The organism is Cytobacillus sp. MT66 (assembly GCF_058792595.1).
Genome location: NZ_JBXAFB010000006.1, coordinates 145,624 through 158,851 on the forward strand (window position 1 = coordinate 145,624; position 13,228 = coordinate 158,851).

Annotated in this window: 14 protein-coding genes; all 14 read left to right on the forward strand. The window is 43.6% G+C overall.

The genetic code is table 11. The features are described from left to right. Positions 1-299: 299 nt before the first annotated feature. The 14 genes from lgt to trxB all read left to right on the forward strand — a co-directional run bounded on the left by lgt (position 300) and on the right by trxB (position 12,966). The gene (lgt, locus tag AC1Q59_RS12715) at positions 300-1,118 is read left to right on the forward strand and encodes a prolipoprotein diacylglyceryl transferase (RefSeq protein ID WP_492366208.1); all 819 of its coding nucleotides are present in this window, start codon (positions 300-302) and stop codon (positions 1,116-1,118) included. A 120-nt stretch (positions 1,119-1,238) separates the two neighbouring features. Beyond that, positions 1,239-2,192: a nucleoside recognition domain-containing protein gene (locus tag AC1Q59_RS12720; protein WP_492366209.1), complete on the forward strand. Its 954-nt coding sequence runs from the start codon at positions 1,239-1,241 to the stop codon at positions 2,190-2,192. Next, the gene (gene ppaX / locus AC1Q59_RS12725) at positions 2,176-2,838 is read left to right on the forward strand and encodes a pyrophosphatase PpaX (protein ID WP_492366210.1); all 663 of its coding nucleotides are present in this window, start codon (positions 2,176-2,178) and stop codon (positions 2,836-2,838) included. Before AC1Q59_RS12720 ends, ppaX begins: the two co-directional genes overlap by 17 nt. Next, on the forward strand, positions 2,825-3,361 hold the full coding sequence (locus AC1Q59_RS12730) for an acyltransferase (RefSeq protein ID WP_492366211.1): 537 nt from the start codon (positions 2,825-2,827) through the stop codon (positions 3,359-3,361). Before ppaX ends, AC1Q59_RS12730 begins: the two co-directional genes overlap by 14 nt. A 411-nt stretch (positions 3,362-3,772) precedes the next feature. Next, positions 3,773-4,957 (forward strand): ATP phosphoribosyltransferase regulatory subunit, encoded by a 1,185-nt coding sequence (locus AC1Q59_RS12735; RefSeq protein WP_492366212.1) that lies wholly within the window; start codon positions 3,773-3,775, stop codon positions 4,955-4,957. Then, a complete protein-coding gene (gene hisG, locus AC1Q59_RS12740; protein WP_492366213.1) occupies positions 4,954-5,601 on the forward strand; it encodes an ATP phosphoribosyltransferase in 648 nt (215 codons plus the stop codon). Before AC1Q59_RS12735 ends, hisG begins: the two co-directional genes overlap by 4 nt. 14 nt (positions 5,602-5,615) lie before the next feature. Then, positions 5,616-6,890, forward strand: a complete 1,275-nt coding sequence (hisD, locus tag AC1Q59_RS12745) for a histidinol dehydrogenase (RefSeq protein ID WP_492366214.1) — start codon at positions 5,616-5,618, stop codon at positions 6,888-6,890. Between the two features lie 16 nt (positions 6,891-6,906). Next, positions 6,907-7,494, forward strand: coding sequence for an imidazoleglycerol-phosphate dehydratase HisB (gene hisB / locus AC1Q59_RS12750; protein ID WP_492366215.1), 588 nt, complete (start codon positions 6,907-6,909; stop codon positions 7,492-7,494). Further along, positions 7,495-8,130: an imidazole glycerol phosphate synthase subunit HisH gene (gene hisH, locus AC1Q59_RS12755; protein ID WP_492366216.1), complete on the forward strand. Its 636-nt coding sequence runs from the start codon at positions 7,495-7,497 to the stop codon at positions 8,128-8,130. Continuing rightward, positions 8,130-8,858 (forward strand): 1-(5-phosphoribosyl)-5-[(5-phosphoribosylamino)methylideneamino]imidazole-4-carboxamide isomerase, encoded by a 729-nt coding sequence (hisA, locus tag AC1Q59_RS12760; RefSeq protein WP_492366217.1) that lies wholly within the window; start codon positions 8,130-8,132, stop codon positions 8,856-8,858. The genes hisH and hisA overlap by 1 nt, the downstream gene beginning before the upstream one ends. A gap of 3 nt (positions 8,859-8,861) precedes the next feature. After that, positions 8,862-9,620 carry an imidazole glycerol phosphate synthase subunit HisF gene (gene hisF, locus AC1Q59_RS12765; RefSeq protein WP_492366218.1) on the forward strand — a complete coding sequence of 253 codons (759 nt, stop codon included), beginning with the start codon at positions 8,862-8,864 and terminating at the stop codon, positions 9,618-9,620. Continuing rightward, complete coding sequence (gene hisIE / locus AC1Q59_RS12770; RefSeq protein WP_492366219.1) at positions 9,617-10,258, forward strand: bifunctional phosphoribosyl-AMP cyclohydrolase/phosphoribosyl-ATP diphosphatase HisIE; 642 nt, start codon at positions 9,617-9,619, stop codon at positions 10,256-10,258. Before hisF ends, hisIE begins: the two co-directional genes overlap by 4 nt. A 112-nt stretch (positions 10,259-10,370) precedes the next feature. Beyond that, positions 10,371-11,867 (forward strand): tetratricopeptide repeat protein, encoded by a 1,497-nt coding sequence (locus tag AC1Q59_RS12775; protein ID WP_492366220.1) that lies wholly within the window; start codon positions 10,371-10,373, stop codon positions 11,865-11,867. 148 nt (positions 11,868-12,015) lie between these two features. Continuing rightward, a complete protein-coding gene (gene trxB, locus AC1Q59_RS12780; protein WP_492366221.1) occupies positions 12,016-12,966 on the forward strand; it encodes a thioredoxin-disulfide reductase in 951 nt (316 codons plus the stop codon). The last annotated feature ends 262 nt before the right edge of the window (positions 12,967-13,228 follow it).

Below are 13,228 nucleotides of genomic sequence, written 5' to 3' on the forward strand. Positions count from 1 at the left end.
GTATCATAGATTAGCGTCACTAGATGTGGGAACTAGTTACCTTTTTGAAGGGTGAGCGGGTTTTTGGGTAAGCAGTTGGGGCAATTAGTTCCTGAACGAAGTGCTTAGCTAAAATTTCGGGCACCAACCTAGCTGATTAGTGCCCAAACGAAGCGCAGAAGCAAAATTTCGGTAACAAACATACCAGATGAGTGCCCAAGAGAAGTGAGCACCTAGACTTTCGGTAACTAACAACAAAAAAAGTCATCACCGTATCAACACAACAAACTCAAAACGAACTAAAGAAAGGAGCAATGTTTATGGAATCAACTATTCAACCGCTGAATCCTGTTGCGATTGCGCTAGGTCCCATTGAGATCCGCTGGTATGGAATCATTATCGGCGTCGGGATCGCTCTAGCCCTGATGCTTGCGATGAGGGAAGGAGATAGAAGAGGTCTTCCAAAGGATTTATTTGCTGACTTGCTGCTTTGGGCTATACCAATCGCTATTATATCTGCACGAATCTATTATGTTGTTTTTGAATGGGATTACTATTCCCAAAATCCTGGGGACATTATAAAAATTTGGGAAGGCGGCATTGCGATTCATGGTGCTTTAATTGGATCGGTCATTACCGCTGTTGTTTTTGCTAGAAAAAGAAACGTATCCTTTTGGAAAATTGCTGATATTGCTGCACCAAGCATTATTTTAGGTCAGGCGATTGGCAGATGGGGTAACTTTATGAATCAGGAGGCTCATGGCGGAGAGGTAACGAGAGCATTTTTAGAAAACCTTCATCTTCCTGAGTTCATCATTAACCAAATGTATATTAATGGAACTTATTATCATCCAACCTTTTTATATGAATCCCTTTGGAACTTAGCTGGGTTTATCCTGCTTCTTTCATTAAGAAAGGTGAATTTGCGCCGTGGGGAGCTCTTTCTTTCATATGTGATCTGGTACTCTATCGGCCGGTTCTTTGTTGAGGGGATGAGAACGGACAGCTTAATGCTGACAGAATATTTGCGTGCAGCCCAGATGATTTCTATTGTTCTTGTCATAGTTGCTGTTGTGCTAATTATCGTAAGAAGAATGAAGGGCCAAGCAGATGTGCGCTATTTAGATAAGAGCGTTTAATTCCGGACAAGGTGCCTGTCCCCCTGTCCCATTTAATTCGGGACAAGGGACCTGTTCTATTTACTTTGGGACTAGGTGACTTGTGTCCGCGTGGATGAACGTTTTAAAGGAGAAGGAGATATGATGGTTGGTTCTGTGAAAAGGGGATTGGCCGTCGGGTTAAGAACCGTATGGACGCTGGGGAAAATTATTTTTCCCGTTACGATTATTGTTTCAATCCTGCAGCATACCCCGGTGCTTCCATGGGTGATCAGGATGATTACGCCGCTGATGAATCTCATTGGCTTATCGGGGGATGCTGCCATACCGATAGTTTTAGGGAATTTTGTGAATTTATATGCGGGAATTGGGGCCATATTAACATTAGAACTAACGGTAAAAGAGGTATTCATTCTTGCTGTTATGATCTCTTTTTCGCATAATTTACTGATTGAATCTGGAGTTGCCCTCAAAGTGGGTGTCAAGCTGTGGATTATTATCGCAGTAAGGGTTGGATTGGCTGTTGTTTCAGCAATTATTATCAATCTTGTTTGGAAAGGCGGATCGGAAATCGCCCAGTATGGATTTATTCCGCCGCAGAATAAGGAGCTTTCAGGCTGGGGTTCTATCTTGCTTGACGCTGTTGAAAAAGCAGGGCTGGGTGTTCTGCAGTTAGCTATTATTGTTGTTCCGTTAATGATTGTGATTCAGTTTTTAAAGGATTTGAATTGGCTGGCTGTTTTTTCAAGATGGATGGCGCCGGTAACAAGGGCGCTAGGTATGAAGGAAAACACTTCTATGACTCTCGCAGCCGGTTTATTCATTGGCTTGGCTTTTGGAGCAGGTGTGATGATTCAGGCTGTTGAGGAGGATGGCGTCAGTAAAAGGGATGTTACATTAGCGTTTATTTTTCTGGTTGCCTGCCATGCTGTTGTTGAAGATACCTTAATGTTTATGCCGCTTGGGATACCCGTTTTGCCGCTTCTTCTTATCCGATTATGTGCTGCTGTTGTTTTGACACTTATTGTCGGGTTTATATGGAACCGAATGGATTTGGATAAAAGAAAGGAAACCGTTTATGAACACACAAATTAATACCGTATTGTTTGATTTAGATGGTACATTGATTGATACTAATGAATTAATTATCGCATCGTTTATGCATACGCTCGGAACGTATTATCCGGATAAGTATAAGCGTGAAGATGTTTTGCCGTTTATGGGACCTACTTTAACGGAGACGTTTACGTCCATTGATATGGAGCGGGCCGAGGAAATGATGCAGCATTATCGTGATTTTAATATCAGCAAGCATGATGAATTAGTTACCGAATTCCCTGGAGTGTTTGAAACAATTCGCACTCTTAAGGAAGCGGGTTTTAAGATCGGTATTGTAACAACAAAGGTTCTTAATACTGTTGAAAAAGGGCTGAAGCTGACCAAGCTTGATCAGTTTTTTGATGTGGTTGTCACCTTAGATGATGTGGAAAAAGCAAAACCAGATCCCGAGCCGATTTTTAAAGCGCTTGAACTTCTGGGATCGAAACCGGAAGAGGCGATGATGGTCGGCGATAACTCACATGATATTCTAGGAGGGAAAAATGCGGGCACAAAAACGGCCGGTGTTGCCTGGAGTATAAAAGGGAGAGAATTTTTAATGGGGTTTGAGCCGGATTATATGCTAGAGAATATGGCTGACCTATTAGACATTCTAAAGGTTGAAAGAAATGAGGAAAACTAAGCGTTATCCTGTTGAAGGGGCAAACTCTCTTTGGCATGTTTACAAGACCGTTCCTTTCTGGAAGGTTGTGAAAAATTTTGTTGTCATCCAGCTTGCGAGGTATACGCCTTTTCTGGGGATGAAAAATTGGCTGTACCGGACCTTTTTGCGAATGAAGGTTGGCGAACAGACATCCTTTGCACTGATGGTTATGCTGGATGTGATGTTTCCTGAAAGAATAAGTGTGGGCAGGAATACAGTGATTGGATATAATACGACGATTTTGGCCCATGAATATTTGATTAGGGAATATCGGCTAGGCGAAGTGGTGATTGGCAGTGAAGTCATGATTGGTGCCAACTCCACGATTCTCCCCGGGGTCACCATTGGCGATGGAGCCATTGTCTCCGCGGGAACCCTTGTACATAAAGACGTGCCGCCCGGCTCCTTCGTCGGCGGAAACCCCATGCGCGTCATCTACACAAAAGAACAAATGGCCCACCGCTGGGCCGACGACCCCATCTACGGGGAAAAATCACTTTAACACTTTAAACTGCCGGGGGCCTGACCCCCACCACGTTAACGCATTAAACTGCCGGGGGCCTGACCCCCACCACGTTAACGCATTAAACCAACGGGGGCCTGACCCCCACCGCGTTAACGTATTAAACCAATGGGGGCCTGACCCCCACCGCGTTAACGCATTAAACCAACGGGGGCCTGACCCCCATCGCGTTAACGCTTTAAACTGCTGGGGCCGCGCCCGAGTATAGCTCTGTCTTTTGTGACAGGGCTGTTTTTTTCACTGATGTTTTCTGAATTATTTGTTGACGGATATAGGGAGTAGCGTTACAATACAGTTAACTTTATTTTACTACCACATTAGCGAACTAAAGCGTTTCTGCAAAATCGATTATAAAAACGCGTTTTAGAAATGATAACGAGGTGAATGGATTTGAGCCGCTTGTTTATGTTTGAAAAGCCTCTTGGTATGAGAGATACCCTGCCAGATTTATATAGCAGAAAGCAGAAAATCAGAACGGCGATTGAAGATGAAATGAAAAGATGGGGCTATCAATTTCTTGAAACCCCTACGCTTGAATACTATGAAACCATTGGAACAAACTCAGCCATCCTTGATCAGCAGCTGTTTAAGCTTCTTGACCAGCAGGGGCATACGCTTGTGCTAAGACCGGAAATGACAACACCGATTGCCCGCGTGGCTGCATCAAGGCTGTTAAAAAATAATTTGCCAATCCGTCTGGCCTATGATGCGAATGTATTTCGCGCTCAGCAAAGAGAAGGCGGGCGTCCGGCAGAATTTGAGCAAATTGGCGTGGAATGTATCGGAGATTATACCATTTCAGCAGATGGAGAAGGAATCGCGTTAATGGTTTCCTCATTAAAGGAGTCTGGTCTTGAAAATTTCCAAATCTCTATCGGCCATGTCGGCTTTGTTCACACCTTCTTCCTGCAGATCTTAGGTACTGAGGAAAGGGTTGAAGCCCTAACAAGATTCCTTTACGAAAAGAATTATGTCGGCTATCGCGAGCATGTAAAAGGATTGGCGCTTTCATCTATCGACAAGCAGCGTTTAATAGATTTCTTAAAGCTTCGCGGCCAGTCAGAAATTTTCGATCTTGCCTACAGCCTGCTTGAAAATGATCAAGGCAGAGAAGCGGTTGTGGAGCTTGAACAGCTTTGGAAAATCATGACTGATTACAATCTTGAGGAAAAAGTTAAATTCGATTTAACCCTTGTCAGCCATATGAGCTATTACACAGGCATTTTGTTTGAAGTGTATGCCGGTAATGTTGGCTTCCCGATCGGTAATGGCGGCCGCTATGATATGCTTCTTGAAAAATTCGGTAAAGCGACTGGTGCTACAGGTTTTGCTATTCGCATTGACCGTTTGCTTGAAGCTCTAGGTGATCAAAGTGAAAAGGATCCAGTCACTTGTGTGCTTTTCAGTCCAGAAAGACGCAAAGAAGCGTATCAATATGCGAAAGAACAGCGGGAATCAGGGAAACATATTATTCTGCAGGATATTAACGGTGTGAAGGATATTGATATCTGCACAAACTATTTTGATGATATCGTCTTTTTAGTAGGAAAAGCTGGAAAGGAGGCGGAAGTATGAACAACTTTTTAACGATTGCCATGCCAAAAGGCCGTATTTTTGAAGAAGCTGCTGAATTGCTTCGCCAAGCCGGCTTTCAGCTGCCGCCTGAATTCGATGATTCAAGAAAATTAATTATTGATGTTCCGGAAGAAAATTTTCGTTTTATTTTAGCAAAGCCTATGGATGTTCCTACCTATGTCGAGCATGGGGTTGCCGATCTTGGGATTGCTGGCAAAGATGTAATGCTTGAAGAGGAAAGAGATGTCTATGAGCTGCTCGATTTAAATATTAGTGCCTGCTACCTGGCGGTGGCTGGTTTGCCAAATACGAAAATGAATGATGTTGCGCCAAAAGTGGCAACTAAATATCCGCATGTGGCGGCTGCTTATTTCAGAGAGCAAGGGGAGCAAGTGGAGATTATAAAGCTTAACGGTTCGATTGAATTAGCGCCAATGATTGGCCTAGCCGACCGGATTGTTGATATTGTTTCGACAGGACGCACTCTGAAGGAAAACGGATTAGTGGAATATGAACGGATTGTAGACATTACATCAAGACTCATCGTCAATCCTGTCAGCTTCCGTCTGAAGGACGAACGGATCAGCGAGATTGTTGAGCGTCTAAGTGAAGTAAAAAGATTACAGAGCTGCAACGCTCTCTAAGGAGAGAAGCTAGAATGAAGATTTTAAAAATAAATGATGATATCTCGATAAAAAGATCAGTAGACAGCGGTACCGAGGAACAGCGGGCTGCTGTGAAAAAAATTATCGAAGCGGTCCGTGAAAATGGTGATGAGGCTGTCAGAAACTTTACAGAAACCTTTGATGGAATTCTGTTAGAGCAGTTCGCAGTTACTGCAGAAGAAAAGGCTGAAGCCTATGAAAACCTTGACGCTGAACTCCTTGAGGTTATTAAAGAAGCAGCTACAAATATCAAATCCTTTCATGAAAAGCAGCTGCGCACATCCTGGATGACAACAGATGAAAATGGCACAATGCTTGGGCAAAAGGTGACTCCGCTTGATTCGGTTGGACTATATGTGCCAGGCGGAACTGCTGCTTATCCATCATCCGTGCTCATGAATGTGCTGCCTGCGAAGGTTGCCGGGGTAAAACGAATAGTTATCACTTCTCCTCCTGATAAAAAGACAGGCAAACTGCCGCCAGCTGTTCTAGTGGCTGCCCAAGAAGCGGGAGCAGAAGAAATTTATAAAGTCGGCGGCGCACAGGCAATTGCAGCCTTAGCTTATGGAACAGAAACCATCCAGCCGGTTGATAAAATTACAGGTCCTGGAAACATTTACGTGGCTCTAGCCAAACGAGAGGTTTTCGGTGATGTCGATATAGATATGATTGCCGGTCCTAGTGAAATTGCGATTATTGCTGATGAAAGCGCAAAAGCAGATGAAGTGGCAGCAGATTTATTGTCACAGGCAGAACATGATGCATTTGCCTGCAGCATCTTGGTTACTCCGTCAGAAACGCTGGCACAGGCAGTCAACACCGAAGTTGAAAAACAGCTGGCTGAGCTTCCGCGAAAAGAGATTGCCGGTAAATCAGTTGAAAATTTCGGGGCCATTTATGTAACGGAAACCCTTGATGAAGCGATCGAGACTGTGAATCGTCTGGCACCGGAGCATTTGGAAATTGTGACAGAAAGCCCTATGGATCTTTTAGGGAAGATTAGACATGCGGGGGCTATTTTCCTTGGACGCTTTAGTCCAGAACCTGTCGGTGATTATTTTGCCGGCCCTAATCACGTGCTGCCAACAAATGGAACGGCGCGTTTTTCCAGCCCGTTAAATGTGGAGGATTTCCAAAAGAAATCAAGCATTGTTTATTATAGCAAGAAGGCTTTAGACGATAATGGAGCAAAAATCGCAGCATTCGCCCGTCTAGAAGGACTCGAAGCCCATGCCCGTGCGATTGAAATCCGCTTAAAGAATAAATAACCCTGGAGGAGACAACATGGCCAGAAGATCTGAAATTAAGAGAAAGACGAATGAAACGGACATTTTCTTAGCTTTTAATATTGATGGACAGGGAGAAAGCGAGCTTGATACAAATGTTCCGTTCTTAACCCATATGCTTGATCTTTTCGCAAAGCATGGACAATTTGATTTAAAAGTAAATGCACGAGGTGATATCGAAGTCGATGATCATCATACAACCGAAGATATCGGAATCTGCCTTGGACAAGTTTTAAAAGATGCTCTTGGCGACAAAAGGGGCATCAAACGCTACGGAAATGCTTTTGTGCCAATGGATGAGGCGCTGGCTCAAGTTGTTATTGATTTAAGTAATCGCCCGCATCTTGAAATGAGAGCAGAGTTCCCAAGCCAGAAGGTCGGAACCTTTGATACTGAGCTAGTCCATGAGTTCTTATGGAAGCTTGCTCTAGAAGCAAGAATGAACCTGCATGTCATTGTTCACTATGGTCACAATACACACCATATCATTGAGGCTATTTTTAAAGCGCTTGGACGAGCTTTGAATGAGGCAACGACGATTGACCCGAATATAAAGGGGATTCCATCTACGAAAGGTCTGTTGTAAATGATCGGCATTATTGACTATGGTATGGGGAATCTTTTTAGTGTCAGCAAGGCGCTGGAAAGATTGGATGTGCCCTATTTTGTTTCAGAAAATAAAGAGGAGCTTATAAAGGCAGACGGGCTTATTTTGCCAGGAGTCGGCTCCTTTAAGGATGCAATGGGGCTTCTCAATGAGACAGGGCTAACAGAAATGATCAAGGAATATGTTCAGTCTGGCAAGCCACTGCTTGGCATTTGCCTAGGCATGCAGCTTTTATTTACAGAAAGCGATGAGAACGGAAAAACCAAGGGCCTAAACCTTTTGCCAGGTCATGTTAAGCGATTCCCTGGGGTCACCTCAGCTGGTGAGCGCTACAAGGTTCCGCATATGGGCTGGAACCAATTGCAATTTGTTCATTCATCTCCAATTTTGGAATGCGTCAGTGAGGGACACGCCTATTTTGTTCACTCCTATTATGTTGAAACAGCTGACAGCGAGGTTGTCATTGCAAAAGCTTCCTATGATGTAGAGGTTCCTGCGGTTGTCGGGAAAGAAAATATATTCGGCATGCAATTTCATCCGGAAAAAAGCAGCCAGGTTGGCATGGAGCTATTAAGTAATTTTACAAATATCTTAGTGGAAGGGAAGGCCGGCTAATGAGCTTTACTATATATCCAGCAATTGATATGCGCGGCGGAAAATGCGTCCGTCTTTTGCAGGGCGATTATAACCAGGAGACCGTATACGGGGATTCTCCTTTTGATATGGCAAAAAAGTTTGCAGATGAAGGTGCCGAGTGGATTCATATGGTGGACCTGGATGGTGCTAAGGATGGAAAAAGGGTCAATGATTCCTTTGTCATTCAGGCAGCCAATGAATTAAAGGCGAAGGTGCAAATTGGCGGAGGCATCCGTACGGAAGAAGATATTGTTCATTATCTTGATAACGGCGTTTCCCGCGTAATCATTGGCAGCATTGCTGTTTCTAATCCTGAGTTTGCGATTGAAATGATTCACAAATATGGTGAAAAAATCGCTGTTGGCCTTGATGCGAAAGATGGCTATGTGGCAACACATGGCTGGCTGAATACCTCTGAGGTAAAAGCGGTTGACCTTGGCAAACGCTTTGCTGATGCAGGGGCGCAAACGTTTATCTTTACCGATATCGCCACAGATGGGATGCTTTCCGGGCCGAATGTCGAAGCGGTGCGCTTGCTTGCTAAGGAAACGGGCAAAGACGTGATTGCTTCTGGCGGTGTCAGCAGCCTGGCTGATTTGGCTAGTTTAAGAGAGTTTTATAAAGAAGGCGTTGCTGGAGCGATCGTCGGCAAAGCTATTTATGAAGGCCGTTTTTCTGTGAAAGAGGCCCTAAAGGAAGGGGAATGAACCATGCTGACAAAAAGAATTATTCCCTGCCTGGATGTAAAAGATGGCCGCGTCGTAAAGGGCGTTCAATTCGTTCAGCTGCGTGACGCAGGAGATCCTGTGGAACTGGCAAGGTTTTATGACGAGCAAGGTGCAGATGAGCTTGTGTTCCTGGATATCTCTGCATCGGTTGAAGGACGGAAAACGATGACAGAGGTTGTTAAATCGGTTGCTTCTGAATTAGCGATTCCGTTTACCGTTGGCGGTGGAATCAATGAATTAGAGGATATGAAACGGATGTTGCGTGCTGGTGCAGATAAGGTTTCTTTAAACACTGCAGCTGTGAAGAACCCGGATGTAATCAAAGAAGGGGCCGACTTTTTTGGCTCGCAATGCATTGTGGTAGCTATTGATGCCAAATATGATCCCGAAATTGGCACATGGCGTGTGTATACACATGGCGGACGCACCCCGACAGATTGGAAGGTCATTGACTGGGCGCAAAAAGCAGCTGAGCTTGGTGCCGGTGAAATTTTATTGACAAGCATGGATTCTGACGGCGAGAAAAAGGGATTTGATCTTGCGTTGACAAAAGCAGTAAGTGAAGCCGTATCAATCCCGGTTATTGCATCAGGCGGTGCAGGGCGGCCTGAGCATTTTGCGGAAGCTTTTACAGAGGGAAAAGCCGATGCCGCGTTAGCAGCCTCTATTTTTCACTACAAAGAGACATCAGTGGCAGAAGTGAAGACATATCTGAAGGAAAAAGGAGTGCTTGTAAGATGAATATCGAAGGCTTGAAATTTGATGAAAAGGGCTTAATCCCAGCAATTGTTCAGGATGCAGCAACGAAAGAAGTTTTAACCCTTGCCTATATGAACCGTGAATCCTTAGAAAAGTCTATAGAGTCAGGCGAGACTTGGTTTTTCAGCCGTTCAAGAAACGAGCTGTGGCATAAGGGCGAAACAAGCGGCAATACCCAAAAAATTGCTGAAATGAAATTTGATTGTGACCAGGATGCGATTGTGGTTCTAGTTGAACCTGCTGGACCTGCTTGCCATAACGGGACTACTAGCTGTTTTACCGAGAGCTTTTATCAGACTGGAGAGTCTGGCGCAAGCCTTGAAGATTTTGAAATCCTTGCGTATCTTGAAAAATTGATCAAAGAACGCGAAGAACAGCGTCCTGAAGGTGCTTATACTACATACCTGTTCGAAAAAGGCGTCGATAAGATTTTGAAAAAAGTCGGTGAAGAAGCATCTGAAGTGATTATCGCAGCTAAAAACCGCAGCCATGAAGAATTAAAGTGGGAAGCAGCCGATTTGATTTATCACTTATTAGTTCTATTGCGCGAACAAGAATTGCCGTTAAAAGAAGTTCTTAATGTATTAAATAAGCGACGTGAAGAAAAACCGGCCAAATAATCGGCCGGTTTTTTTTCCATAAAGTCTCCAAATCTTACAGCCCTCACACCCTTCTCCATCGGCTTGTATATGTGATATACTTACTAGGTTAATAAGAATGGTGGAGGATTTCATGAGTAAAGACTCTAAAGCAAGACAACCAAAAGGAAAATTACTTACATTTAACCCGACTGGTGAGTATTATTTCTCAAAAGGACTAAAGGCTTACCACAAACGGGATCTTCATAAAGCGAAAAAATGCTTTCAGCGGGCACTGCAACTGGAGCCAGACGAACCGATGATTGCCTGCCAATTAGCGGTGATATGTTCGGAACTAGGCGAATATCAGCAGGCCAATCGTCTGCTGCATCGAATTCTTGAAGAATTGGATCCGGAAATGATTGAATGCCATTATTTTCTTGCTAATAACTATGCCCATTTAGGCTTTTTTAAGGATGCTTATCATCATGCGAATTTATATCTGGAATTTGATGAGGACGGCGAATTTGCTGATGATACGATTGACCTTATTGAGCTTTTAACATTGGAAGCAGATGAAACAGAAGATGAACTATATGGGCAGGACGACCTGATTAAGAAGCAGGAACAAGCACGAGAACTTCTTGAATCTGGCCATTTTCCAAAAGCGGTGGAAATTCTTCATACCGTCATTGAGGATTACCCAGAATATTGGTCTGCCTATAATAATCTTGCCCTAGCCTATTTTTACCTTGGAGAAAATCAGAAGGCATCAGACCTGTTGGAAAAGGTATTTTCTGAAAATCCAGGAAACCTGCATGCGATGTGCAATAAGCTCGTGTTTGCTTATTATCAGCGTGATGTCCAAGAGGTAAAAAAGCTGAAGGATATCCTTAAAAAGATTAGTCCGCTTTCCATTGAGCACCAGTTTAAGCTTGGGGCAACTTTTGCATTAATTGGCGAATATGATGTTGCTTATGCTTGGCTAATGCGCCTGCAAAAGCAGGGTTTTGAAGGGGACGGCTCTTTTTACTACTGGCTTGCCTATGCAGCCTACTTTACTGGCCGGGAGAAAATTTCTCAATCAGCATGGGAACGGGTTATTGAGATTAATCCGGAAAAAATTGGCTTTGAGCCCTGGAATGACGATCGTGCTGGAAAAAATGGCTTTGAAAACCACACGACATCTATTTTAAAAAAGCTGAACAGCGATTATATCGAGGAACGGCTTTTTGCTCTCTTTTTAATCACTGTATCACATGAGAAAGATGAAATCTTGGCATCTAAAGAGGTGACAAAGAATCAAAGGTTTTCCCATCTTGAACGGGAATATTTGTCTTTTGTCCGCCAAGGAGGCCAGATGGAAAACCAAATGCCGATTCATGATACAGCGGCACTTCTATATGAAAGCCATCATCCGATCGGGACGGTTGAAGCAGGTCTGTTTTTAATGTGGTTCACCGTTTTTGTTGAGGCAGCCAATCATAATCAATCCATTAAGAATAACAGGGCTTGGGCAGCTGCTGTTGAATATGTTTGGACGAAACTGCGCGGGGTGAGAAGCTCCCAAAAGGAAATGGCCGGGAAATACGGTGTCTCAGCATCAACGTTAGGCAAATATATCAAATTGGTGAATAACCTTCTTTCGTGAGCAGATATTTGGACGCGAGGCCTTTAATTTTATAGGATGAAGGTATAAAGGCATACTATTATTAGACGTTCAAATGCTATTATAAAAATTTCATTAATAAGAAGGCTTCCATTTTATAATGGCCACGAATTTGAAGGAGTGAATGACCATGACGGAAGAAAAAATTTATGATGTCATTATCGCTGGTGCAGGACCTGCAGGAATGACTGCAGCAGTCTACACTTCCCGAGCTAACCTGGCTACATTAATGATTGAGCGCGGCGTGCCGGGCGGGCAAATGGCAAATACAGAAGAAGTTGAGAACTATCCAGGATTTGACCATATATTAGGACCAGATTTGTCTACAAAAATGTTCGACCATGCAAAAAAATTCGGTGCAGAATATGCCTACGGTGATATTAAAGAAGTCATTGACGGTGAAGAATACAAGACTGTTGTTGCTGGTTCCAAGCAGTATAAAGCTAGATCTGTCATCATCAGCACTGGTGCTGAGTACAAAAAGCTTGGTGTTCCTGGCGAAAAAGAACTTGGCGGACGCGGTGTTTCTTATTGTGCTGTCTGTGATGGCGCATTCTTTAAAGGAAAAGAACTAGTTGTTATCGGCGGCGGAGATTCTGCTGTTGAAGAAGGGGTATACCTTACCCGCTTTGCTTCTAAGGTTACGATTGTGCATCGCCGTGATCAGCTGCGCGCACAAGCCATTTTACAGCAGCGTGCGTTCGATAATGAAAAAGTTGATTTCATCTGGAATCATACTGTTAAGCAGATTAATGAGGAAAATGGCAAAACCGGCAGTGTGACACTTGTAAACACACAAACGGGTGAAGAAAAGGAATTTAAGACAGATGGTGTTTTTGTCTATGTCGGAATGGATCCATTATCAAAGCCGTTTGAAAGCCTTGGCATTACAAATGAAAACGGCTATATTGTAACCAATGAGAAAATGGAAACAAAGGTCCCAGGCATTTTCGCTGCTGGAGACATCCGTGACAAAATGCTTCGCCAGATCGTTACAGCAACTGGCGACGGCAGTATCGCTGCCCAAAGCGCTCAAGTTTTTGTTGAGGAGCTTAAAGAGGGCTTGAAAGCTAAAGCGTAGGACCGAAAAGCATGCTTTTTCTGGTAAGATCTGAGAGAGGTTCCTATGTTCAGGAAATATTTACAAAACGTCATTGCGTTTTAACCTTCCTGTAACAGTCATGAAATAATAATTGGGTATCATAGAAATAGAAATTGACCCCCTTTTAAAGATATAATCCTTTGTAAAGCACAGATGATAAATCTGTGCTATTTTTTTTGATCTGCTATGCATGAGGCTGGTACTTTAGATATTGAAGCGGGGTGCCTGATCGATGCATGGC

Coding starts and splice junctions, on each gene's coding strand:
- hisIE (WP_492366219.1), top strand. CDS start 9,617: ATGAATATCGAAGGCTTGAAATTTGATGAAAAGGGCTTAATCCCAGCA.
- hisG (WP_492366213.1), top strand. CDS start 4,954: ATGAACAACTTTTTAACGATTGCCATGCCAAAAGGCCGTATTTTTGAA.
- hisA (WP_492366217.1), top strand. CDS start 8,130: ATGAGCTTTACTATATATCCAGCAATTGATATGCGCGGCGGAAAATGC.
- hisB (WP_492366215.1), top strand. CDS start 6,907: ATGGCCAGAAGATCTGAAATTAAGAGAAAGACGAATGAAACGGACATT.
- hisH (WP_492366216.1), top strand. CDS start 7,495: ATGATCGGCATTATTGACTATGGTATGGGGAATCTTTTTAGTGTCAGC.
- hisD (WP_492366214.1), top strand. CDS start 5,616: ATGAAGATTTTAAAAATAAATGATGATATCTCGATAAAAAGATCAGTA.
- ppaX (WP_492366210.1), top strand. CDS start 2,176: ATGAACACACAAATTAATACCGTATTGTTTGATTTAGATGGTACATTG.
- trxB (WP_492366221.1), top strand. CDS start 12,016: ATGACGGAAGAAAAAATTTATGATGTCATTATCGCTGGTGCAGGACCT.
- AC1Q59_RS12720 (WP_492366209.1), top strand. CDS start 1,239: ATGATGGTTGGTTCTGTGAAAAGGGGATTGGCCGTCGGGTTAAGAACC.
- AC1Q59_RS12730 (WP_492366211.1), top strand. CDS start 2,825: ATGAGGAAAACTAAGCGTTATCCTGTTGAAGGGGCAAACTCTCTTTGG.
- hisF (WP_492366218.1), top strand. CDS start 8,862: ATGCTGACAAAAAGAATTATTCCCTGCCTGGATGTAAAAGATGGCCGC.
- AC1Q59_RS12775 (WP_492366220.1), top strand. CDS start 10,371: ATGAGTAAAGACTCTAAAGCAAGACAACCAAAAGGAAAATTACTTACA.
- lgt (WP_492366208.1), top strand. CDS start 300: ATGGAATCAACTATTCAACCGCTGAATCCTGTTGCGATTGCGCTAGGT.